The sequence below is a fragment of the Spirosoma luteum DSM 19990 genome (assembly GCF_000374065.1).
In the GTDB taxonomy this organism is placed as follows: domain Bacteria; phylum Bacteroidota; class Bacteroidia; order Cytophagales; family Spirosomataceae; genus Spirosoma; species Spirosoma luteum.
In genome coordinates, this window is sequence record NZ_KB893313.1 from 1 (window position 1) to 23,332 (window position 23,332).

Annotated in this window: 21 protein-coding genes, 1 rRNA gene and 1 pseudogene; 9 read left to right on the forward strand and 14 right to left on the reverse strand. The window is 51.1% G+C overall.

What is annotated here, in order from left to right; genetic code table 11:
• From B156_RS0127885 to B156_RS0127900, 4 genes are all read right to left on the reverse strand, one after another.
• Positions 1 to 257: ribosomal RNA gene (locus B156_RS0127885) — 16S ribosomal RNA — on the reverse strand; the annotation flags it as partial.
• 433 nt (positions 258 to 690) lie between these two features.
• Positions 691 to 1,992 (reverse strand): tyrosine--tRNA ligase, encoded by a 1,302-nt coding sequence (gene tyrS / locus B156_RS0127890; protein WP_018623103.1) that lies wholly within the window; start codon positions 1,990 to 1,992, stop codon positions 691 to 693.
• Positions 1,993 to 2,076: 84 nt separating this feature from the next.
• A complete protein-coding gene (locus B156_RS0127895) occupies positions 2,077 to 3,291 on the reverse strand; it encodes an S-adenosylmethionine:tRNA ribosyltransferase-isomerase (RefSeq protein WP_018623104.1) in 1,215 nt (404 codons plus the stop codon).
• Positions 3,284 to 3,793 (reverse strand): hypothetical protein, encoded by a 510-nt coding sequence (locus B156_RS0127900; RefSeq protein ID WP_018623105.1) that lies wholly within the window; start codon positions 3,791 to 3,793, stop codon positions 3,284 to 3,286. Before B156_RS0127900 ends, B156_RS0127895 begins: the two co-directional genes overlap by 8 nt.
• A gap of 179 nt (positions 3,794 to 3,972) precedes the next feature.
• Here B156_RS0127900 and B156_RS0127905 point away from each other — a divergent pair, with 179 nt between their 5' ends.
• Both B156_RS0127905 and B156_RS0127910 read left to right on the forward strand, forming a co-directional pair.
• Positions 3,973 to 4,554 carry a cob(I)yrinic acid a,c-diamide adenosyltransferase gene (locus B156_RS0127905; RefSeq protein WP_018623106.1) on the forward strand — a complete coding sequence of 194 codons (582 nt, stop codon included), beginning with the start codon at positions 3,973 to 3,975 and terminating at the stop codon, positions 4,552 to 4,554.
• Positions 4,555 to 4,658: 104 nt separating this feature from the next.
• The gene (locus B156_RS0127910) at positions 4,659 to 5,729 is read left to right on the forward strand and encodes a branched-chain amino acid aminotransferase (protein ID WP_018623107.1); all 1,071 of its coding nucleotides are present in this window, start codon (positions 4,659 to 4,661) and stop codon (positions 5,727 to 5,729) included.
• A 116-nt stretch (positions 5,730 to 5,845) separates the two neighbouring features.
• Here B156_RS0127910 and metF read toward each other — a convergent pair whose 3' ends face one another.
• The 8 genes from metF to B156_RS0127950 form a co-directional block, all read right to left on the reverse strand.
• Positions 5,846 to 6,805 carry a methylenetetrahydrofolate reductase [NAD(P)H] gene (metF, locus tag B156_RS0127915; RefSeq protein WP_018623108.1) on the reverse strand — a complete coding sequence of 320 codons (960 nt, stop codon included), beginning with the start codon at positions 6,803 to 6,805 and terminating at the stop codon, positions 5,846 to 5,848.
• A gap of 36 nt (positions 6,806 to 6,841) precedes the next feature.
• Positions 6,842 to 7,759, reverse strand: a complete 918-nt coding sequence (locus B156_RS0127920; RefSeq protein ID WP_018623109.1) for a phosphatase PAP2 family protein — start codon at positions 7,757 to 7,759, stop codon at positions 6,842 to 6,844.
• 6 nt (positions 7,760 to 7,765) lie between these two features.
• A complete protein-coding gene (locus B156_RS0127925) occupies positions 7,766 to 11,110 on the reverse strand; it encodes a UvrD-helicase domain-containing protein (protein ID WP_018623110.1) in 3,345 nt (1,114 codons plus the stop codon).
• Between the two features lie 54 nt (positions 11,111 to 11,164).
• Positions 11,165 to 11,695 (reverse strand): hypothetical protein, encoded by a 531-nt coding sequence (locus tag B156_RS0127930; protein ID WP_018623111.1) that lies wholly within the window; start codon positions 11,693 to 11,695, stop codon positions 11,165 to 11,167.
• A gap of 69 nt (positions 11,696 to 11,764) precedes the next feature.
• Positions 11,765 to 12,922 (reverse strand): histidinol-phosphate transaminase, encoded by a 1,158-nt coding sequence (hisC, locus tag B156_RS0127935; protein WP_018623112.1) that lies wholly within the window; start codon positions 12,920 to 12,922, stop codon positions 11,765 to 11,767.
• On the reverse strand, positions 12,919 to 13,383 hold the full coding sequence (locus tag B156_RS0127940) for an RES family NAD+ phosphorylase (RefSeq protein ID WP_018623113.1): 465 nt from the start codon (positions 13,381 to 13,383) through the stop codon (positions 12,919 to 12,921). The genes hisC and B156_RS0127940 overlap by 4 nt, the downstream gene beginning before the upstream one ends.
• Positions 13,383 to 13,811, reverse strand: a complete 429-nt coding sequence (gene parS, locus B156_RS0127945; RefSeq protein ID WP_018623114.1) for a type II RES/Xre toxin-antitoxin system antitoxin — start codon at positions 13,809 to 13,811, stop codon at positions 13,383 to 13,385. Before parS ends, B156_RS0127940 begins: the two co-directional genes overlap by 1 nt.
• Before the next feature lie 69 nt (positions 13,812 to 13,880).
• Positions 13,881 to 14,393: a peptide deformylase gene (locus B156_RS0127950; RefSeq protein ID WP_018623115.1), complete on the reverse strand. Its 513-nt coding sequence runs from the start codon at positions 14,391 to 14,393 to the stop codon at positions 13,881 to 13,883.
• Between the two features lie 77 nt (positions 14,394 to 14,470).
• Here B156_RS0127950 and B156_RS0127955 point away from each other — a divergent pair, with 77 nt between their 5' ends.
• The gene (locus tag B156_RS0127955; protein WP_018623116.1) at positions 14,471 to 14,716 is read left to right on the forward strand and encodes a hypothetical protein; all 246 of its coding nucleotides are present in this window, start codon (positions 14,471 to 14,473) and stop codon (positions 14,714 to 14,716) included.
• A 66-nt stretch (positions 14,717 to 14,782) separates the two neighbouring features.
• Here the strand turns inward: B156_RS0127955 and hisD are convergent, their stop codons facing one another.
• Both hisD and hisG read right to left on the reverse strand, forming a co-directional pair.
• A complete protein-coding gene (gene hisD, locus B156_RS0127960) occupies positions 14,783 to 16,057 on the reverse strand; it encodes a histidinol dehydrogenase (protein WP_026261111.1) in 1,275 nt (424 codons plus the stop codon).
• Between the two features lie 101 nt (positions 16,058 to 16,158).
• A complete protein-coding gene (gene hisG, locus B156_RS0127965) occupies positions 16,159 to 17,019 on the reverse strand; it encodes an ATP phosphoribosyltransferase (RefSeq protein WP_018623118.1) in 861 nt (286 codons plus the stop codon).
• Between the two features lie 262 nt (positions 17,020 to 17,281).
• Between hisG and B156_RS0127970 the strand changes: the two genes are divergently transcribed.
• From B156_RS0127970 to rpmA, 6 genes and pseudogenes are all read left to right on the forward strand, one after another.
• Complete coding sequence (locus B156_RS0127970; protein ID WP_018623119.1) at positions 17,282 to 17,911, forward strand: 7-carboxy-7-deazaguanine synthase QueE; 630 nt, start codon at positions 17,282 to 17,284, stop codon at positions 17,909 to 17,911.
• Positions 17,866 to 19,890, forward strand: coding sequence for an OmpA family protein (locus B156_RS0127975; protein WP_018623120.1), 2,025 nt, complete (start codon positions 17,866 to 17,868; stop codon positions 19,888 to 19,890). Before B156_RS0127970 ends, B156_RS0127975 begins: the two co-directional genes overlap by 46 nt.
• 208 nt (positions 19,891 to 20,098) lie before the next feature.
• Complete coding sequence (trxB, locus tag B156_RS0127980; RefSeq protein WP_026261112.1) at positions 20,099 to 21,070, forward strand: thioredoxin-disulfide reductase; 972 nt, start codon at positions 20,099 to 20,101, stop codon at positions 21,068 to 21,070.
• 118 nt (positions 21,071 to 21,188) lie between these two features.
• Complete coding sequence (locus B156_RS0127985) at positions 21,189 to 22,262, forward strand: peptidoglycan DD-metalloendopeptidase family protein (protein WP_026261113.1); 1,074 nt, start codon at positions 21,189 to 21,191, stop codon at positions 22,260 to 22,262.
• A 99-nt stretch (positions 22,263 to 22,361) separates the two neighbouring features.
• A complete protein-coding gene (gene rplU / locus B156_RS0127990) occupies positions 22,362 to 22,679 on the forward strand; it encodes a 50S ribosomal protein L21 (RefSeq protein ID WP_018623123.1) in 318 nt (105 codons plus the stop codon).
• 104 nt (positions 22,680 to 22,783) lie between these two features.
• Positions 22,784 to 23,059, forward strand: a pseudogene (gene rpmA, locus B156_RS30145) (50S ribosomal protein L27); the annotation flags it as partial.
• Between the last annotated feature and the right edge of the window lie 273 nt (positions 23,060 to 23,332).

Here is a 23,332-nt window from a genome sequence, read left to right on the forward strand (position 1 = left end):
GTTACCCCGCCAACTAGCTAATCAGACGCAAGCCCCTCTTCTACCCATGAATGTTTACCCACCAGACCAGGTGATTCGGTGGGACCGTGCGGGTTTACCCCAGCTTTCGCCGGGCTATCCCCCAGTAGAAGGCAGGTTGCTTACGCGTTACGCACCCGTTTGCCACTAAAGCAGCCCGAGGGCTACTTCCGTTCGACTTGCATGTATTAGGCCTGCCGCTAGCGTTCATCCTGAGCCAGGATCAAACTCTCCATCGTAAATAATTGTGTCCCGCCCGAAAGCGGGACTATGTTGTTCAACCGGTGATCGAAATCACAAAGTTGCGTTTTTTGTTGTGCTGTCCGTTTGTCAAAGAACTTTTCGGGTGGCCCGTTGGCCGGCCCGAAGTGAGAAAGTGAAACCGTTGTTTCTGTGTTTCTCTGTGATTGGGAGTGCAAAGGTACGCTTTGTTTCCCGGATGTCAAGCAAAATCTGAAATTTATTTTTGGTACTGATTCTCAGATTGTTACCCTTAACTGCTTGACAGCCAGACTACTATCCGACCATTTCCCTCTACCTCCCCCGATTTCAGAATGCAAAGGTAGCCACTTTATACCCCTTTGTCAAGAGCCCTACCAAAAATAAATTTAACCACCCCAAAGATTAGTTAGTAAGTGGCCAATAATCAGCCACTTACTTCAACTACAAAAATTAAATTTTTTTCAGCAGGTGATTTTTCTTTCCTTTCGACACAAGTACATACTTCCCCTGAAGCCATTCCAGCTCAGCTGAAGAAGCAGGGTCAGCTACTTTTATTTTGTTGATACTAACTGCATTTTGGGTAATTGCCCGTCGGGCTTCTCCCTTAGATGCATACACTTCTCCCCTGCTGGCTATTGAAAGGAGGTCGGTTATGTCTTTACTGGTTGCCAATTCCTCCGGGGAAATCTCCGTTTGCGGTACGCCTTCGAAAATAATATCAAACTCATTGGCTTGAATGGAGCGTAGAGTTTCCAGCGTTGCTTTGCCAAATAGCACGTCTGATGCTTTAACGGCCAGTTCGTAGCCCGCCAGTGTGTGAACACGGGTAGTCACTTCTTTAGCAATGGCCTTCTGTAGAATACGCAGGTGGGGTGCTTCGGCATGCTGGCTTTCCAGTTCTTCAATCTCCTCGCGGGGCAATAACGTAAACACCCGAATCAGGCGGGGACAGTCAGCATCGGTCGTGTTGAGCCAGAATTGATAAAACTGGTAGGGTGACGTCATAGTTGGATCGAGCCAAACATTACCGCTCTCCGATTTACCAAACTTGGTACCATCTGCTTTAGTAACGAGGGGCGTTGTGAGGGCAAACGCCAGGTGGTCCTCCTGGCTGGCACTCTCGCCGGCTTCCTTCCGTCGGATTAATTCGGTACCGGTTGTGATATTGCCCCATTGGTCGGAACCTCCCATCTGAAGGCGAACACCTTTATTCTTATAAAGCCAGTAGAAATCGTAGCCCTGTAATAACTGGTACGAGAATTCGGTGAAGGAAATGCCTGTTTCAAGCCGCTTTTTCACCGAATCCTTCGCCATCATATAATTGACGGTTATGTGTTTACCTGCTTCACGAAGAAAGCCCAGGAACGAAATTTCCTTGAACCAGTCGTAGTTGTTGACCATTTCGGCGGAGTTACTCCCACCACTGAAGTCAAGAAACCGGCTAAGTTGCTGACGAATTCCGTCCTGATTACGCCGGAGTGTCTCCTCAGACAGGAATTCCCGTTCGGCGGCTTTGCCGGATGGGTCACCAATCATTCCGGTAGCCCCCCCCACCAAAGCAAACGGCTTATGACCGGCCCGCTGTAGGTGAACCAGTAACATGATGGTAGCCAGGTTACCAATATGGAGTGATGCGGCCGTTGGGTCGAATCCAATGTAACCCGCTGTCATTTCCTTCTGTAGTTGTTCTTCAGTGCCGGGGGTCATGTCATTCAACATGCCACGCCAGCGCAGTTCTTCGATAAAGTTCATATGTAGTGAAAGAGCAAAAAGGTGTAAAACCGATTGGCTTCACTCCGCTTCGGCTAACTCTTATTAAGTTGCAAACTTAGTGGTTTATGATAAAAGCAGTGATGAGTCGCCATAACTTAGGAAGCGATAGTCATGATCCAGGGCTTCTGCGTAAATCCGCTTCCAGTCGTCACCCAGCAACGCGGCAATCAACAGAATCAGCGTTGAACCAGGTTGATGAAAGTTAGTAATAATGCCTTTGCACAGCTTAAATTGATAGCCGGGCGTGATGTAAATACCCGTTCTAACAGCAACAGACTCTTTTTCTGTAGCCAGTAAGTAATCTAGAACTGCTGTTATTGACTCCCCTGCCGTTGGTTGCCTATTCAGTGGGCATTGATAAGCGTACTGTTGGTCCAGATAAAACGGATTGGTCTCCTTGTATACTAATTTGACGCCTATCCAGTACAGACTTTCCAGTGCCCGCATGGATGTTGTCCCAACGGCTATAAGCCTATCCAGGTTATTAAGCAGATTTTGCAGGTTTGTTTTTGTGTAAACGACCTGCTCGGTATGCATCTCATGCTGCCGAACGTCATTTGCCTTTATGGGTTGAAACGTACCAGCCCCTACGTGTAATGTTAAATAATCGTATGTTATGCCGTGCCTATCCAGTGCATCAAATATGGCAGGAGTAAAATGCAAACCGGCGGTGGGTGCGGCTACGGCCCCTTCCTGGGTTGAATAAATAGTTTGGTAGCTTTCCTTATCAGCATCCGTCGCATCCCGCTTTAGGTAGGGTGGCAACGGAATTTCGCCCGCGTACTGGATTAGCTGCGCAAACGTGAGATCGGCGGGTTCCCAGCTCAACTGAACGACGGACTTATCGTAATCATACCAAGTCGCCGATAGTAAGACTTCACCCCGGCCCATTGGCACTACCGCCTGCACTTCTTCACCGGGCTTCCATCGTTTTCTATTACCAATCATTCCCTGCCAGATGGACGAGCCAGTACCTTCCATTGCCTGACTAATGGGCAGGTCATTCGGAAAGGGATTTAGCAGGAACAGCTCAATTACGGCTCCGGTTGATCTGGTAAAATGCAACCTCGCCGGGATAACCTTCGTGTTGTTAAACACCAGAAAACTGGCAGAAGGAAGAAAATCAGGAAGGTTCCGAAATTGCTCATGACGAATTACCCCGTTTTGATAGATGAGCAGTTTTGACGCATCGCGCTGGGGCAATGGGTATCGGGCAATCCGCTCATCGGGCAGCTTGTACTGAAACTCACTCAGTAGTAATTCATCTGTTTTAGGCATCCTCACTGGGTTTCTGGAGCAAACGGATGGGCAGAGAAACCAGGACAGCCATGAAAATAGCCATCGTAACGGGCAGCAACCAGGCATAATCGTACGGCTGCATACTGCGGTCGCCCCGATTGAGTGACGACAACACGAACAACCCGAGTGCCGCCACGGTATTCACTGCGGAGGCAAGCGCGCTAAACCAATTGGTTATAATCTCGTTTAATTCCGAACGATGTACAGCCCATCGCTCCTGGACAAATGAAGGAAGGCTATTTATCGGAACCCGCACGAACAGTTTTGCCACGGCTCTCAGTAATGTATTATTGATGATGAACATAGCCGTTGCCAGATAGAATATCAGTTCACGGTCAATGGTTTGTACCGCGCGGTTCAATTCATCGAACCGAACCGCTACCGATTCAGGATAAGCGATGTAACTGATGAAGAGCGACAGTATAAATCCGAGAATTGACACGATGCGCCATACGCGGACAAAAAAAGTACCTGTTTTCATTAATGCGATAAGCGAATGAGTGACCCCGGGAGACCGACCAGGGGTTGTTCCTGCCGGGGAGTCCGTTTCACTTTATAAGAATTACTACTGGGTTTTCAAATCAGGGCGCAAAGGTACGGCCCGATTGCCTTAAATCCGTTAGCTTAGCCAATTGTTGAGCATTTTGGTTTAAAAACACGATGAAGATTTACACAAAAACGGGGGACAAAGGACAAACGGCACTCATTGGTGGAAGGAGAGTCAGCAAGGCCGATTTGCGCATTGATACCTATGGAACGGTCGATGAGTTGAACGCCTGGATTGGGCTGGTGCGCGACCAGCCAGCGAATGCGGGACGCAGAAATCTGCTGAAAGCAATTCAGGACCGGCTGTTTACGATTGGCTCTGAATTAGCCACTGACCCGAACCAGAGCGACGGAGCAATGGGAATGCCCGAAAAAACGACAAAAAGAGTCTTTCCTGCTATCAAACCAGACGATGTGTTCCTGCTTGAACAGGCCATGGACACAATGGATGCGGATTTACCTGGACTTCGGGCATTTGTGTTGCCCGGTGGGCATCAGTCCGTATCCTTCTGCCACCTGGCCCGAACGGTTTGCCGTCGGGCCGAGCGACTGGTTATTTTGCTGAATAATCAATCGCCCGTAGATGAACTGGTTATCCAGTACCTTAACCGGCTTTCCGACTACCTGTTTGTACTCAGCAGGATGATGGCTCAGGAATTAACGGCTGAAGAGGTAATCTGGAAGCCAGAAATATAATCTTGAAAAAAAGTTGTCTTGACAACTAAACTTACTCACGCTTATTCTTTAGCTTTGTCCCAGCCTGTTATTCCACGGGCTGACTCATTAAATTATACGCTGTTATGACGACGGACGCATTGCAAATTGAACTGCGGAAAGCGGAACGCTCCCGCCTTCAGGAGGTGGACTTTAATCATCTGCCTTTCGGAAAACATTTCTCGGACCACATGTTTGTAGCCGATTTCGTGGATGGCGAATGGCGGAATCAAATGGTGATGCCGTTTGAGGATTTCACCTTTAGCCCTGCTCTATCGTCACTACATTATGGCCAGTCTATTTTTGAAGGCATGAAAGCCTACAAAAACGAAACGGGTGAAGTACTGCTGTTTCGTCCGCAGGCCAACTTTGAACGGATGAACGAGTCAGCACGCCGGATGTGCATGGCTACGCTGCCCGAAGATGTATTTATGGGTGGACTGGATGCGCTGCTACGCGTGGATGCCAACTGGGTTCCGAGTACTCCCGATAGTTCCCTGTACATCCGTCCTTACATGTTCGCTACGGATACATTTTTAGGTGTGGCTCCTTCCAAAACGTATCGGTTCTGCATTTTCACCTGCCCGGTGGGTGCCTACTATACCAACCCGCCTAAACTAAAGGTAGAAACCGAGTACATCCGCTCGGCTCCGGGAGGAGTAGGCTACGCTAAATGTGCGGGTAATTATGGCGGTTCGCTATACCCTACCCTGATGGCCCAGCAACAGGGGTACGATCAGCTTATCTGGACGGATGCCATTGAACATAAGTACATTGAGGAGTCGGGAACAATGAACATACTGTTCGTCATTGACGGTAAATTAGTGACCCCCGCCACATCCGATTCGATTTTGAAAGGCGTTACCCGTGATTCAATTTTGACAATTGCCCGCAGTTGGGGCATGGAGGTTGAAGAGCGTAAGGTCTCCATCGAAGAAATTATTACTGGTATAGAAACGGGTCGGGTTACCGAAGCGTTCGGGGCCGGAACGGCCGTTGGCTCATCGCCCTACTCACTCATTGGGTATGAGGGAAAAGATTATATGCTACCTGAATTTGCCCCCGAAGAATCGGTTGCTATTCGGGTTAGAGATTACCTCAGCGATTTGCGTACGGGCAAGATTGCCGATGAATTTGGCTGGATGTACACCGTGTAGGGTTGCATTAATAGTTCTAAAAGCAAAAATCCCGACTCGTGAGTCGGGATTTTTGCTTTTAGGGTACAGGCTGACTTATTGACTAATGATACGTCTTACGCTTCACGGCATTACCCTTAAAATAACTCGCGGGCAATCTTCATAACGTTATCGGCCTTGCCCATCGTGTAAAAGTGAAGCACCGGTGCGCCAGCCGCCACTAACTCGCGGCCCTGTTGAATACACCACTCCACCCCAACCTGCCGGGCCTGCTGGTCATTCTCGCAGGCTTCTACTGCCCGAACGAGGTCGGCAGGCATTTCGAGGTGGAATAATTTGGGGAGTATCTGGAGTTGCTTACGAGTGCTAAGGGGTTTCAGACCAGGGATGATGGGTACGGTGATACCCTCCTGCCGACAGCGGTCTACAAAGTCGAGGTACTTTTTATTGTCAAAAAACATCTGCGTCACGATGTAGTCCGCTCCTTTGTCAATTTTCTGTTTCAGGTACTGAAAATCTATTTCGTGGTCGGCAGCTTCGAAGTGTTTTTCGGGATAGGCCGCTACGCCGATGCAGAACGCACTTGGTGCGAGTGCCGTGTCTTCTTCGTGCAGATAAACACCCCGGTTCATGTTGGCCACTTGCTCCACCAGTTCGCTGGCGTAGGTGTAGCCGTTTTCTTTCGCTTTGAAGGTGGTGAAGGGTTTGGCGGGGTCACCCCGTAATACCAGGGCATTGTCGATACCGAGGTAGTGCAGGTCGATAAGAAAATCTTCCGTTTCCTCGCGGCTGAATCCTCCGCACAGCACGTGCGGTACCGCATCAACGCCGAAACGATGCATGATGGCAGCACAAATACCCACTGTGCCGGGCCGTTTGCGGGTCACAATTTTTTGAATCGTTCCATCGGGCATTGGCCGTTCGATGTATTCTTCGCGGTGGTAGGTAACGTCAATAAATGGCGGCTTGAAGTCCATCAGCGGCTCGATATTGTCGAGCAAGCTTTTCAGGTTGTCCCCTTTAATGGGTGGAATCACTTCAATGGAGAAAATAGGTTTGCCGTTTGCGGCCTTGATATGCTCGGTAATTTTGGTCATTACTCAGATAAATACAGGCTGAATTAGCCGCCAAAGTTAACGTGAAAACACGGCCAGACTCAGGTAAATTCCATTGGCCTGCCCGGTACTCCACGGCTGCACGTCGAGCCGGCGGCCCAACTCGGTTTTGTTTTTTACTTCGTGCAGTTTCGGGATTCCCCAACCCACCAGCGAGCCGAACGCGGCTCCCGCCAGTAAATCCGTTGGGTAATGCTTACCAGCTTCGTAGCGTAAAACCGCCGTAGCCGTGGCCAGCCCCAGCGAACCAATCCAAACGACGGGCTTTAATTTCGATCGGGGGAAATAGTGGCGGAACACTTCACCCGTGAATACCGCCGTGGCAAACGCATTAGCCGCATGACCCGAAAAAAAAGATAGCCGGGCATCCCGATTCAGTTTGTCTGCCAGGGGCACGGCAGGATTATATACGAATGGGCGGACGCGCTGGGTAAGGCCCTTTGTTGTGCCTTCTACCCCATTAGCCAGAAAAACCGTTTCGATGTACATAACGGCAATCGTTTTGATGTCCTGCCGCATGGGACTGGCAACGAGCGTTAGCACACCCAGGATACCGGCATTCCCAACCGCCGTTGCATCACTCAGATGGGCGGCCCCCGCTGAAAAACGCTCGGTTGCTGTCCGGTCTAATGCATTGATACTAGCCGGACTTAGCGCCAGTACGTCGGTCGGCGTGAGCGGATCAGTGTTGTTTCGCAGCACGGCCGAGGTGCCTAAGGTAACAGCCCCAACACCCAGCCAGGTTAATTCCCGACCCGTTTTTAGGGCGTAGGGCGACTGGGCGTTGCCGGTAATGAACGAGGAATGATAAATGATGAATAGTAAAACAAGTTTCAATTTTCCTGCATTTACTAACCGCTTACCTGAGCGTTGCATACCTGTTCCAACAATCCATTTATCATTCATCATCGCTCCGGCGACCCGGTTTTCATTCATAATTTATTAACCCACCCGAACTACGTCCGGCTCGTCAGTCAGGTAGACAAGGTATCCCTCTACTTCATGATAACCCATTTCCCGGTACAGATTGTTAAAATATTTCAACGAGTCCGATGCGTCGGCCATGGGTGGAGACACCGGAACGGCCAGCGGCACCGACTCGTACTGCACCAGAACGATGTTTCCTTCCGGGTAATGCACCACCCGATGGGGGGCACCGTGTATGCGTTTCCGACTTAAAATACTGCGGTCGGTATCAATCCGAAGTGCGGGGTCAAACAGAGGTAACAGCGTTGGGTGATGCACGATGGATAACAATCGCTGCCTCAATTCAGCCCATTCTACTTTCCGAACCAGCCCCTCGCTCACCAGTTGCTGCAACACCCGGTCGATGCTGTCGGGGCCTTTGATTAAACTCAGGGCGGCCATCAGTTTCCGATCCCGTTCGCGGGTGCGTTCAAACGTCGCCACATCGAACATCCGGTCCGCCTGTCGGCGCAGTTGCAAATCCTGCCCCCGGCTGCCACTCACAATGTCGTCCAGAATGATTTCCTCCGGGGCATCATCCATTTTACGGTGTGTAAACGAGTCAGCACACAGGCTTATCTCGTAACTCAGACGGCCATCCTCCCAGGCGCAACCGCAGTTACGGGCCACCTCACTGTCCCGCAGGAATGCGTGCAGCCAGTAGCTGACATCTTTCTGATTACCCGGTTTTTCGAATGGAGATGCCTTAGCTATGACATACAGCCGGTCAGACGGGCGGGTGAAGGCCACGTACAGCAGGTTCATGTTTTCGATGAACGTGCGGGTCAGTTCCTCTTCGTACTGCGCCTTTATCGGAGCCGGTGTATTTTTTAGTGTGCCTGTTGTATTGGCCGGGGCCGACAGCAGCCGGGTCAGTTTCCCCGCGCTGTTTTCGTGTGAGAGCAGATCCGTACGGATACCACTGAGGTCGAGCCAGATGGTACTGTCGTTGATTGGTTCCACGCGCCAGTTGGCAAAAGGAATGATGACCACCGGAAACTCCAGCCCTTTCGATTTGTGAATCGTCTGGATATTAACGGCATTTCGGGCACTTCCTTCCACCGAAATCTTTTCCCGAACGCCATCCCAGTATACCAGAAAATCGCTCAGATGACCACTTCGTTTCTGGTTGAACGTCAGCACTTCATCCAGAAACCGGAACAGGAAAGGGTTATGTTCAGCCTGATTGAATAATCCAAACTGAGCCGTCAGCCGCTCGGCCAGTTCGTACGGGTTTAGTTGACCCAGTTCGTACGGATTGAGCGAATAACCTGCTTCTGTAAGGTGGTTGTAGGTATCCAGCACATCACCTTCTGCTACCTCCTGTAGTTTTTCCGTCAGGTTTTCATCGGGGAAAATGCCCTTTACAACCCGGTAAAACAGGTACAGCAGTTCGTAGCGAAGCAGTTGAAGGTCGGGCCGCTGGAGCAAACGCATGAGAGTGACGAGCCATTTTACTGGGTCAGAAAATTCCAGTGATAGTGAGTCGGCCGACACCAGTGGGATCCCCAGCGCATTCAATTCGTTGGCCAGTATCCGGGCGTGGGATTTCTTGCGGCACAGAATAGCCACATCACCGTAGCGATAGCCATCAGCGATGGCTTTATTCAAATGCGCAATGGTCGTTTCGAGCATCCGGGCCGTCAGATCTTTGTCGGCCTCTTCATCCTTGGCCACGAAGTCGATCTGGACGTGTCCCGCTACATTTGTTTTGGGCTGCGTTTTCTGATGGAACTGCTGTTCGGCATCGAACACGTCGGCCAGTTTAGGATGGTCGGCTTCAAACTTCCGGGCGGTAAAATCGAAGAACGTATTGTTGAATCGGATGATGGGTTCCGCGCTACGCCAGTTGGTATCCAGCAATTCCGGTTCCAGATGACCATCCAGCATGTCGATGCGGTCGGCCGTCCAGGAACCGGGGTTATGCGTCCCTTTCAGCGTTTCCAGGTCCTGCCGGTGCAGGGACACAATCTGATCCATGTCGCCACCCCGAAACCGGTAAATTGCCTGCTTGCCATCACCCACCGCCAGGTTAAAATGAGCGCCACCCAGCGAGTTCTCAATGAGGGGCAACAGGTTGGCAAACTGAAGGCGCGAGGTATCCTGAAACTCATCGATCAGGATATGATTGTATTTGGTTCCCAGCCGCTCGTACAGAAACGGTACCGGTTCTGAGGCCACGATAGCCAGGATTTTTTTGTTAAATTCCGAGATGTGGACCCGGCCATCCTTACGTAGCAGGTCGTCAAATTCCAGCCGCATCTGCTTGAGCAGGGATAGTTTCTGAAGGTGGGGCAACAGGCAGTTAAACAGTACCACCTGGTGACTGCTCTCCCCCCGGATGACCTCGATCTGATCCAAGCAGTTGCCCAGTTCATCCGTCAGGCTATTGATCAGGGACTGAACAGGGAGGGGCGTTTTTTTCGTGTACCATTCTCCTTTGTTCAGGGCATTGTATACCCGCGTGCCGGCTTCTTTTCCAGCGTTTCCTTCCGCAATACCTTTTAAATAGCCACCTACCCCACTCGCTCCGTAACTGAAGTCGGTCTCGTCCAGACCGGCATCGGCAATCAGTTTCCAGGCCCGCTTCCCCTGGTCGACGATGGTTGTTTCAATTCCTCGGTTATGTTCCATCAACTGCAACCGAATGGCGCGCAAGTCGTGCGGAGAGAGTTCCTGAGCAGCATTGACGGCCTCATAAAACTGGTCGGAGGTTAGGTTACGACCAAACTCTTTGAGCAGTTCAGGCAGTTGCGTCCAGCTTTTTCCTTCGCTGGCGACGTGGTTATAGTACTCGCTCAAAATGGTCGTAATCTCCCCCATCTCGTCGGTACCGGCTTTCTCAATCAGGTTGTCGATGGCCAGTTCAAGCACCTCATCAGTTTCCAGTTCTACCTCAAAGGAGTACGGCAAGCCAAGTTCATCGGTGAAGGCCATCACCACCCGTTGCGTGAATGAGTCGATGGTGGTTACGCTAAAATCGGCGTAGCGGTGCAGGATAGTTTTAAAAACAGCTTCGGCTTTACGCTGTAGTTCCGCTTTTCGGGCATCAAACAACGCGTCACCCGGTGTTACGCCGTACAGTTCCATGAGCAGGTCGTTCAGTAAAGCACTTTCCTCCCGATTAGCCAGTTCAGACAGCTTTTCCAGAATCCGGTTCTTCATTTCGTTGGCCGCTGCGTTGGTGAACGTAACGGCCAGGATATGCTGAAAATAATCGTCCTTCCTCCCCTCACCCGGCCCCAGGGCCAGTTTCAGGTATTCTTTCGTGAGCGTGTAGGTTTTACCCGACCCCGCCGAAGAACTGTATATCTTGAACATAGTACGGAGACCTGGTAGTCAGTATATGGTTTACGGTATTCCGCAAACCCTCTCTTAAAAGTTATACCTCAGCCCTAGGCCCGAATTTAGACTGAGAAAAAATGGTGCCTGCAGCAGTTCGACGTATCCGCCGGTTTCCAGGAAAAATGAATAGGGTTTACCCACCGGAAACACTTCCAGACCGGCAACACCCGACCCACCCAGGGACAGGGCATTTTCGTAATCACCATTGAGCCGGGGGGGATAATACCGGCGATTATTAACCTGACCCCCAAAGCCGTAATAACCCCGGATACTTTCGCTTTTAGTCAGGGCTTTGTGCCACAAATAATGACCCTGTATCGTTAATCCAACGCTTTTGTACTCGCCCGTCCGGTAACTGCGTTTCGTCCCGTACAAGCCTCCGTAGGTACCGATATTCAGGTCGAACGCGTGATTGGTGCCGAAATACTTGCGCACATTGATGCCCGATGGTTCTCCCAGCCGGAAACCAACTGACCAGTTATTGTACTGAGCTACAGCCGTGGTCGACAACTCGAAACAGGCCAGCACCGTCAAAAACAAAAGCATAAACAGTTTTCTCATGGGGCAAATTTATACTCTTCCCGTCAAAGTACGCTGGTTTGGCTGACCAAACGCCACATTCTGGAAAAATCAGGCGTTGGAAACCAGTTCGGGCTTGGTAGCTTCTCCGCCCGTTCCAAGTGGCAAATCAGTTGTTACCGGTGCGTTGTTCATGTGCCTGAGCACCGTCAGCAGTCGTTCATTCTCGACGCGGGTTCCTACCGAAATACGCAGACACCCCGCACACAAGGTCACCTTCGACCGGTCACGGACAATGACCTGCTGGTCAATCAGGTGCTCGAAAACGATCTTTGCATCGGGCTCTATATTACTCCCACCCGTTCCAAACTGAACGAGCAGAAAATTGGCATCGGACGGGTGAACGACCTGAACGCCGGGTAGTGTCCGTAAGTTTTCGGCCAGATATTGCCGTTCGGCCAGAATCTGACGGACCATGTCATTCTTCTCCACTTCGTGGTCGAGGGCTTCTAGCGCCAGTGCCTGGGTGGGTGCCGAAATGTTGTAGGGTGGCTTTATTTTATTGAGCACCTGAATTAACTCCACCGACGCAAAACACATGCCCAGTCGCAGACCCGCCAGTCCCCATGCTTTAGAGAAAGTTTGCAGCACAACCAGATTCGGATAATCGGCCAGTTTTCCCGTCCAGGAAAGTGTGTCGGCAAAATCGATGTAAGCTTCGTCCACAATAACCAGCGACTGCGTAGCTGCTTCCAGAATCGTCTGGATCGCACCGGCCTGAAGCAGATTCCCCGATGGATTGTTTGGGGAACATAACCATATTAGTTTGGTGTGTTCGGTAATAGCAGCCAGCACAGCATCCGTATCTACCTGAAAATCAGCCGTAAGCGGCACCTTAACAATGGGCACATCGTTCACAGCTGCCGATACTTCGTACATACCATAGGTGGGTGGCATGATCAGGATGTTATCGGAACCCGGTTTGCAGGTAGCCCGAACGAGCAAGTCGATGGGTTCATCGGAGCCATTGCCCAGAAAAATCTGCTCGGGTTGAACGCCCTTTATTGGGGCCAGTTTTTCTTTTATGGCCCACTGATGCGGGTCGGGATAACGATTATAGGCGTCCGCTTCGGTAGTTGACCCGAGAGGGTTCTCGTTTGCGTCCAGAAACACACCTTCCTTACCCGTGTACTCATCGCGGGCAGACGAGTAAGGCGTTAGTGACTGAATGTGGGGCCGAAGGATGGTTTGAAGATTAAAATAATTCATTCGTGTAATTTCTGAAAAAACCGGGTATCAAATTCGATAGGTTCTACGTCGATGACTTTTATTTCTGTAAATAGTTCGTGGGCCGGGTTCAGGAGGTAATTATACTCTGAGCGAACGATAACGGATGGTATGCGTAACAGTAGCGATGCTTTGGCAAGCAACCATTGGCTACCTGTTTGCTGGGTGCAAATTTCATTTTGTTTCCAGTCGTCGGGCAACTGCCGTTCCGTCATCAGCACGGCAGGCAGGGTATCGGGCACGTACAGTACAACCGCCCGATAGTCTGTTGGGGGCTGTGGCTGACGTAGATGAACCAATGTTTCCAGAATAGCCAGCGACCGACTACCAGCGGCATACAGGGCCGGGTATCCCAGTTCGTTCCATCGCCCTCCATTGATAGCCGCTCCGTTGCCCGATAGGTCATTTTGGTATTTCTGACGGGTAACCCGGTAAAGCTCCATCAAGCAAAAATTCCGTGTTCAATCCGCCCTAACTCCCGGTCGATGATGCCAATACCTTTATGCGTTTTTAGGAAATCAACGGGCCGTCGATTTCCTAGTGCCACGATTGACCCGCGCAACCAGTCGCGAAAATAGGCTTTGCCCAGTGCGTCTTCGCCATGCTCAAACAGTTCGGCTAAAGCAACGATATGGTCTGACACAGTGTCGCTGAGCCGGTCGCTGTCTTCATACCGTTGCAGGTTTCGGGGGGTAACGGGCAAATACTGCATTAGTTCTTTCGGCTCAATACCCAGCGATTCGGCCAGGTAACGAATCGTGGCCTTCGGAATCCCCTGCTCGATGAGTTGCATCATGTCCGCTTCCGTACGAACAGAACGCCCTAATACCTCTGCCCCCCCCATCCGGTCGGCAACCGCTATAATTGTCATACGTGGAATCATTTCCTTAAAGATACGGACATTTTTCTCAACCCCCAATTTATCAAGATAGGCACGATCCTATTCCCGCTGCCCTGCTTCCGGCGTTGGTCGCCACCGAAACGCTCGTTCGTCAACAGCCCGCATCGTGCAAAGTACCCCGTTCAGGTGATCGTATTCATGCTGAATCAGTTCGGATAGATTCCAGTCCGTGATAATCCAGTTTTGCGGTTGCCAGTGTTCATCCCGGTAGGTCAGCGTCAGGTGGCAATGTCGGCGAACACGTACCAGCAGGTTCGGAAAACTCATGCAATCGTCCCAGAGTTCATCCGTTTCGTCACTCACCGACACTAGTTCGGGATTGATGATGACCCTGGGGCTGTCGACATTCAGGTAGATGAGCCGTTTCATGATCCCAAGCTGGGGAGCGGCAATCCCCCGCCCGAACTGGTACTTCGCCCGGATCTCCTCCATCACATTATGCAGATCGGTCACCCAGCCCGGCACCAGTGGCAACTCCGATTCCAGCACCGGTTTGCAGGGTTGGTACAGGCGAGGATCGCCCAAAAGAAGCAGGTCGGCGAGGTGTTTCATGAGCTTATACTATCAAACTTTGAACTACTCAGACGTTTGCAGGTTGACTAAATTGTACACCTTAAACCGGAACAGTTATGAAGATGAACACCCAATCCCTCATAAACCTACAGATAAGCCTTGATGAGTTAGTGGATGCATTCGGGAAACTTCCCGACAACAAGGATAATCAACTTCATCATTTTTCTGTCAAATTCTCCGTCATTGATGATTTTGGTAAGGACTGCGAGCAGGATCTATTGTTTCAGTGGAATGAAGCAAATAAAGACTGGGAGTTAAATACAAAAGGTCACGATTTACTGATAACCGCTTCCAGCCGATAAGCGCTTCCCATTCGTTTTCTGACACGTACAAAAAAGAACGGTAGATTTTTTTCAGACTGGATTTGTCTAGTTTAAACTTGCCAGCCGCAGACTGACAGCCCGCTTGTGTGCCTCGAGCGATTCGGCTTCGGCCATCGCTTCAACCACGGGTCCAAGTTGCCGTATCCCTTCGGGGGTGATATGCTGCACGGTAATTTTCTTAACGAAACTGTCGAGTGACACGCCACTATACGCTCTGGCAAATCCGTTTGTCGGCAGGGTATGGTTGGTTCCCGATGCGTAGTCACCGGCTGATTCGGGGGTGTAGTTACCCAGAAAAATAGATCCGGCATTGATGATTTTATCCGATACCGATTCGGCGTCTTCAACACTCAGAATAAGGTGTTCGGCCGCGTAGGCATTCAGCAGCTCAATGGCATCCTGCTGACTGTCAACGAGTATCATCTTACTGTTTCCGAGTGCTTTTGCTGCCATAGATGACCGGGGTAATCGGCCCAGCTGACTGGACAGCGTCAGATTGACACAGTTGAGCAGCTTCTTGCTGGTCGAAACCAGTAATACCTGACTGTCGGCACCGTGTTCTGCCTGCGAGAGTAAATCGGCGGCTACGAAAGCGGGAATTGCCGAGTCATCTGCATACACGGCTACCTCGCTGGGGCCGGCGGGCATATCGATGGCCATACCCTCTTTGGCTACCAGCATTTTAGCCGCGGTAACGTACTGGTTCCCCGGCCCAAATAGTTTGTATACCTGTGGCACCGACTCTGTTCCGTAGGCCATGGCGGCTATGGCCTGAGCACCCCCGATGCGAAAAACCTTCGTTACGCCCACCAGGCGGGCGGCAAAATAGATGGCGGGATGGTTACTGGGCGTACACAAGATTACCTCCCGACAGCCAGCCAGCTGCGCCGGAATACCCAGCATCAGCACCGTACTAAACAGCGGAGCCGTACCACCCGGAATGTACAGACCTACTTTTTCGATACCCACGCTTTTGCGCCAGCAGGTAACGCCCGGCATGGTTTCAATTTTTTCAACTGGCTGTTTCTGACGTTCGTGAAAAAGCCGGATGTTTTGATAGGCCTGCCGGATAGCGGCTTTCAGTTCAGGACTGAGCTTCGCTTCGGCGTTATCCAGTTCATCATCGCCAACAACCAACTGACTGGCAGTTAAGTCAAGGTGATCGAACTTTTTAGCCAACTCGACCAGTGCGGCATCGCCCCCGGCACGTACCTGCGCCAGGATGGGCACTACGGCCGCTTCAATTTGCTGTGTCGATTGCACAGGCCGGGCCAGCAAGGCAGGCCACTCGGCACGGTCGGGAAATGGGATGATGTTCATGAACGATGACCGGGTCGCCGGTGCGATGATGAATGATAAATGGCTGTCCAGGTCAATCGCCAATGCGTCAGCCCGTTCATAATTCATCATTTATAATTAATTTAGTAGATCATTTTTTCAATGGGGATTACCAGAATACCTTCCGCACCAGCGGCCCGGATGGCTTCGATGTTTTCCCAAAACTCGTTCTCGTTCAATACCGAATAGACCGAACTCCAGCCTTCGGTAGCCAGTGGCGTTACGGTGGGGCTTTTCATGCCGGGCAACAAAGCCACAATCTTATCCAGGGCATGGTTGGGGGCATTCAGTACGATGTATTTGTTGTTCTTGGCAACCTGTACCGATTTGATCCGGAACAGCAGTTTATCCACCAATGCCTGCTTATCGGGGGCGAGTTCCGGGGGAGAAATAAGGATGGCTTCAGAACGAAATATCGTTTCAACTTCCTGCAACCCATTGCTCATCAGGGTACTACCTGAACTAACAATATCACACACTGCCTCGGCCAGCCCGATACTGGGGGCAATCTCCACCGAGCCACTAATCTCGTGAATGTTGGCCTGCACACCCCGTCCGGCCAGGTAATTACCCAGCAGATTCGGGTAGGATGTGGCAATATTTTTTCCGTTCAGGCTTTCAACCCCTGTCCACTCGTTGCCACGCGGAATAGCAATGGACAGGCGACATTTGGAGAAGCCGAGTTTATGGATCGTCTGCACGGGTCGCCCCGTTTCTACCGCAACGTTCTCGCCAACGATACCCAGATCCGCCACGCCGTCTTCCACGTACCCGGGAATGTCGTCGTCGCGCAGGAATAGAAATTCGGCGGGGAAATTAGAGGATACAGATTTGAGTTTGCCGGTTCCGTAGTCGAAGCGGATACCACACTCTTTAAAAAGCTGGTACGAATCTTCGCTCAGTCGACCGGACTTCTGCAGGGCAATACGTAATACTGAAGACATTGGTAGTTATATGATGTATGGCATAGGATGTATTCATTGCATCCTGACCTGATCGAAATTTGGCAAATTAGGGGCAAAAGTACGCGAAAAACAGAAAGCATTCGACGCATGGGCTTCAGCAATCGCACGAAGGGCGACAATGTCGGAGGGGAGAATGAGTGGCCCAGTGGGAAATCATGGCGCAAAGGTAATCACGAGTCAGGATTGGGGCAAATCAACTTGGCAGAATCCTTATCCTGCGAATGGTTCGTATCTTTGCCCCATGCTTCTGGAACAACAAACGACCGATACAACTACCCTGCCCGTTATGGAGGCTTTTTATACGCTTCAGGGCGAGGGGGCACACACGGGCCGGGCGGCTTATTTTATCCGGCTCGGGGGTTGCGATGTGGGCTGTTTCTGGTGTGACGTAAAAGAATCCTGGGATATTGACGCCCACCCAAAACGTACTATCGATTCGCTGGTAAGCGAAGCATTACAGTATCCGGGCCGAATGGCGGTCATTACGGGTGGCGAACCCCTTATGCACGACCTCAGCAAACTGACAGCAGCTTTGCAGCAGGCTGGTTTCCAGACAAACATCGAAACATCGGGTGTATGTCAGACCGTTACGGGGTCGTGGGACTGGATTTGTTTCTCACCTAAAAAGTTTAAAACCCCCAATCCTGAGATTTACAAACGGGCCGATGAACTGAAAGTTATCATTTATAATCAGTCAGACTTTGCCTTTGCTGAGTCATTCGTGCCTTTTCTACGACCCGATTGTAAACTCTTTTTGCAATCGGAATGGAGTCGTTCCAATGAAATGCTGCCTTTTATCGTTGATTACGTAAAAAATAATCCGCAATGGCAAATCTCGTTGCAGACGCACAAATTCCTGGCTATTCCGTAGGTGTGGCGCAGGGGAAAGGGGGTATAGGGCACAGGGCCCGCAAACTCGTTGCCTCTATCCCACTATTATTTATTTTATTCCAAGCCCTCTGCCCCGTGCTCCACGCTCAATCGGGTAAGGCGCAGGAGTTGTACGCCCAATCTATCAAACTGTTTGGCGAACGACGGGCCACCGATGCGATTCCGTACATGGAACAGGCGCTGAAAGAAGACCCCAGGTTTTTGGATGCGCACCTCAAGCTGGGTCAGTTGTATGAGTTTACGAAACGCTACGAACCAGCATTAGCCGCTTACCGAAACGCCATCAACTTACAACCCGATAGTCCGGCTTCCGGGGCTGCTTATCAGGCATTGAGCAATACCCTTCTCCGGCTGGGTCGCTACAGTGAGGCACTGCCTTATCTCTCAACATACCAGACGATGTTTGCACCGGAATCGTCGCAGGGGAAACGGATTGCCCGACAAATTGAAACCGCCCGCTTTGGTGAGGAAGCCGTAAAACACCCGCAGGCTGTCGATCCCAAGCCCATCTCGTCGGTATTGCAAACGACACCGTCGCAGTACTTCCCCGTTTTAACCGCCGATGAGCAGACGCTGGTCTTTACCGCGCTAAAACCCGAAGGTGACGAAGACCTGATGACGGCCACCTTCAATGGCGAAACCTGGTCACCCCCGGTTTCCCTGTCGCCTAACATTAATACCCCGGAAAATGAAGGAACAGCCAGCCTCTCGGCCGATGGACGTACCCTGGTATTTACAGCCTGTCAGGGGCGTAAAGGATTTGGCAGTTGTGATTTGTACATGAGCAGCAAAACGGGCAGCGACTGGTCGAAACCGGAAAACCTTGGACCAACAATCAACACCCGTTTTTATGAGTCACAGCCGGCCTTGTCTGCCGATGGCCGTCAACTCTACTTTGTTTCGGACCGGCCGGGTGGCAAAGGCCGGCGCGACATCTGGCGGAGCGCACTAAGCACCGATGGTGCCTGGAGCGAGCCGGTTAATCTGGGTGCACCGATTAATACACCCTCAAATGAGGCATCACCGTTTATTCACCCAAACGGACAAAGTTTATTTTTTGCGTCGGAAGGGCATATCGGTTTGGGTGGATACGACCTGTTCGTTTCGGACAATGAGCCAGCCAATGGCCAACAGTCTGGCTGGTCTGCGCCAACCAATTTAGGCTACCCTATCAATAATTCAGAGGATCAGGCATCGCTGTTTGTGTCACCAAATGGCAGCCGGGCTTATTACTCCTACGAAGAGCAGAAAGATGGCGTATCGCAAAAATCACGGCTGTATACGTTCGATTTGCCGGAATCCCTGCGCGAGCGGGTTAAACCAGTAAGTTATTTGAAAGGTATAGTAGCTGATGCAAAGACCAAAACCCCCTTGGCAGCCACGGTTGAGTTGATTGACCTGAAAACCAATCAGATGATTTCGCGTGTTCAGGCCGATGCCCAGACCGGTGCCTACACTGCCATTTTGCCCAGTGGTGGCGAATACGCCTTATATGTGAGTGTGCCGGGGTATCTGTTCAAAAGCCTGTCGTTCGATTTCACGCAGAAACCCAAAGAAGGGCAGCCTATCGGCACGGGAATGACGCTAAGCGTTTCGCTGGAACCGTTTGTTGATGGCACTTCGGCCAACGAAACCCTGAGCAACCTCTTCTTTGAATCCGGGCAATACACCCTGGCCGACAAATCGCGTACGGAACTGGACCGGCTGGCTGCGTTCATGCAGGCTAATCCAACCGTTAAAATCGACATATCGGGCCACACCGACGATACGGGAGAGGCAGCCGCCAATCTGGTTCTTTCGCAGAAACGGGCGCAATCCGTCGTAACCTACCTCACCAAAGCTGGTGTGGCTACCGACCGAATCCGGGCTATTGGCTACGGCAAAACCCGCCCGCTGGTACCAAACACAACGGAAGAAAACCGGCAGCTCAACCGGCGAATCGAGTGGAAGATAAGGTGAACGGGTTTACGGTTTGAGGTTTACGGTTTATGGTGGCTGACGCAACATAATTCTTCTGGCGTCAGCCACCATAAACCGTAAACCCCTTTGTTTGGACAATTCCATTGCCTTACACGGGATTTTTTTCAATTTTGTGTACGTTGTCCAGATATCCTCGCTTTTAGGGCGGGGGTATTTTTCATTTTTACGGCAATTCTTTTCCATTGCAATGACTCCTGAACACATAAAGTGCTTAATTATAGGGTCCGGCCCAGCGGGCTATACAGCCGCCATCTACGCTGCCCGGGCTAATATGAAACCCGTTTTATATCAGGGCGCACAACCTGGCGGGCAACTCACGATTACCACCGAAGTCGATAATTTTCCGGGCTACCCCGATGGGGTACAGGGGCCGCAGATGATGCAGGACCTGGAAGCACAGGCCCGGCGTTTTGGCACCGATATCCGTTACGGAATGGTTACCAGCGTACAGTTCACCAGCCTTCCGGGACCGGAAAATCCCCATCGCGTTGTTGTTGACGACAAACACGAGCTAACGGCCGACTCGGTTCTTATCTCGACGGGGGCATCGGCCAAGTGGCTCGGACTCCCCTCCGAAATGCGACTCAATGGTCGGGGAGTGTCGGCCTGTGCGGTTTGCGACGGATTCTTTTTCCGGGGGCAGGATGTTGCTATTGTGGGCGCGGGTGACACTGCCGCCGAAGAAGCCAGCTATCTCGCAAATCTTTGCCGCAAGGTCTACATGCTGGTTCGGCGCGACGAGATGCGGGCCTCCAAATTCATGCAGCACCGGGTCAAAACAGCGCAGAATATTGAAATTCTCTATAATACAACCACGGAAGAAGTGCTCGGCGATGAAGATGTGTCGGGTGTACGGGTAAAAAATACGGAAACGAATGAGGAGCGCGTTTTAGACGTGACAGGTTTTTTTGTGGCCATTGGTCACAAACCCAATACCGATATATTTGCGGAATACCTTGACTTGGACTCCAACGGGTATATACTGACGGAGAAGGGAAGTACCCGCACCAATGTGCCCGGCGTTTTTGCCTGCGGTGACGCGCAGGATAACATCTATCGGCAGGCAGTCACGGCGGCCGGAACTGGCTGTATGGCAGCCCTGGATGCCGAACGGTACTTGGTTACGCTGGAGATGCAGGATGAAGAAGTTGTCCATTAACTGACTAGTTTTCGGTTTATAATTACAGTTGGCTAACGCTAGACGGATGTTTTAGCCGGTCTGCCGATGCGGTCAGCCAGCCGTAAACCATAAACCGAAAACTCATTTTTTACGATAAATGAGAGAAACCGCTACACAATGGCTAATGGCCATTGGGTGCCTGTTTTTTACCGTAACGGTACAGGCCCAGGAGCGCGGGCGATTTAAAAATAACCTGCGTATTACCCCAAAAAATGGAGCAACACCCAATGCTCCGGTCGTTGATCAGCCGCAAAAAGCGGACGACCCGTTTGAACAGGAAACAACTCAGTTACGATTCAACAGCCAGTTTGAACCGAAGAAAGAACTAAATCCCGTTGCCAGCGAGGATACCAGTCAAATTGATTTAGGCGAAACCAGTGTTGTTGAAGTCATTGATTCAGCACTGATTGGTAACGAATGGGTCAAAATCGCCGATTATTATGCCGTCTGGGATTCGCATACCATCAACCCTTATAGCATTGACCCCCTTCAGTTCAACGAAGCTATTGATATTAAGCTCTACGATCCGCCCGCCAATCACTTCTGGTCGGCCCCGCTGGACGAAGGCAAAATGACCTCTAACTTTGGGTACCGATGGGGTCGCTGGCACACGGGTGCCGACCTTGACCTCAACACGGGGGAGCCAATTTATGTGGCCTTCGATGGCGTTGTTCGGGTGGTAGGCTGGGATGGGAATGGCTACGGACGTTACGTGCTGGTTCGGCATTATAATGGCCTTGAAACGCTGTACGGCCACATGTCGAAGCAAACCGTTGAAACCGGGCAGTTGGTAAAAGCGGGCGACCAGCTTGGATTGGGCGGCAGCACGGGCCGAAGTTCCGGCCCACACCTTCACTTCGAAACCCGGTTTGAAGGTAACCCATTCAGTCCCCTCAACATTTATTCGTTCCCGGAAAACACCATCAACTCCGACCATTTTCTGCTAACGGGTTCCGTTTGGGATTACCTGCGTGGCGGTGGTTCTTCGTCTTCGTCAGAATCCAGTGCCAAACCGCGCTTCAAACGAACGGTCATACACCGGGTTCGGTCCGGCGAAACGCTGGGTACCATTGCCGAAAAATACGGCGTATCGGTTTCCACCCTGAGTCGGCGAAACCATATTTCCTCCCGCTCCCGCATTCGGCCGGGTCAAAAACTGAGAGTACACTAAAAAAGTAGTGGCAGAGCTAAAATTTGCCGACCCGGGGTTTGAGGTTTATGGTAAAAACAGTACCTTTGCACCCTCATTTTCAATATATAACCAATACACATGTACGCAATCGTAGAGATCGCAGGGCAGCAATTCAAGATCCAGAAGGGTCGTTCCATCTATACCCACCGGTTAGAGGGCGATGTGGACGCTGCACTTGCCTCCGACAAGGTGAAAGTTCTCCTTGTTGATAACGAAGGGAGCATCACCATCGGAGCTCCAACCGTCGCCGGTGCGACGATATCGGCAAAAATTGTCGAGCATCTGAAAGGTGAAAAAGTACTCATCTTCAAGAAAAAGCGTCGGAAAGGCTACAAAAAGAAAAACGGCCACCGTCAATACCTGACGAAGGTCCTGATCGAAGACATAACTCTTTAACTGTTCATAGTTTTGGATTTGAGGTTTTCGGTCAGCTGACGCGTCATGATTTATGCGTCAGCTAACCGAAAACCTCAAACCCAAAACCGAAAACTTTCAAAAAAATGGCACACAAGAAAGGTGTAGGTAGTTCCAAAAACGGTCGTGATTCGCACAGCAAACGTCTGGGCGTAAAATTATTCGGCGGTGAGTCGGCTATTGCCGGCAATATTATTATCCGCCAGCGCGGCACAAAGCATCATCCCGGCAAAAACGTTGGTCTTGGTAAAGACTACACGATTTTCGCGCTGGTTGACGGTACCGTAAAATTCCGTCCCGGCCGCGATAGCCGCTCGTACGTAGATATTATTCCAACTGGGTCATCGGTGGTTGAAGCATCATCACCCGTTGTGACCACATCGACCAAAAAAGTAACCACTCCCGTACAAAAGCCAGCCGCTGAGGCAACTGCTCCCGCAGAGAAGCCAGCCGTTGAGGCAACTGCTGCGGATGACGATAGTGTTGTTTCAAAAGTGGCTGGTACTGTTGGAGCTGCTGCCGGTGTGGTAGCAGGGGTCACATCCGGCGCCATTGATGCGCTAAAAAGTATCATAGGCTCTGATGCTCCAGCGTCCGAGGAAACGAAAGCAGAGTAATTGATGCACTTTTGCAAA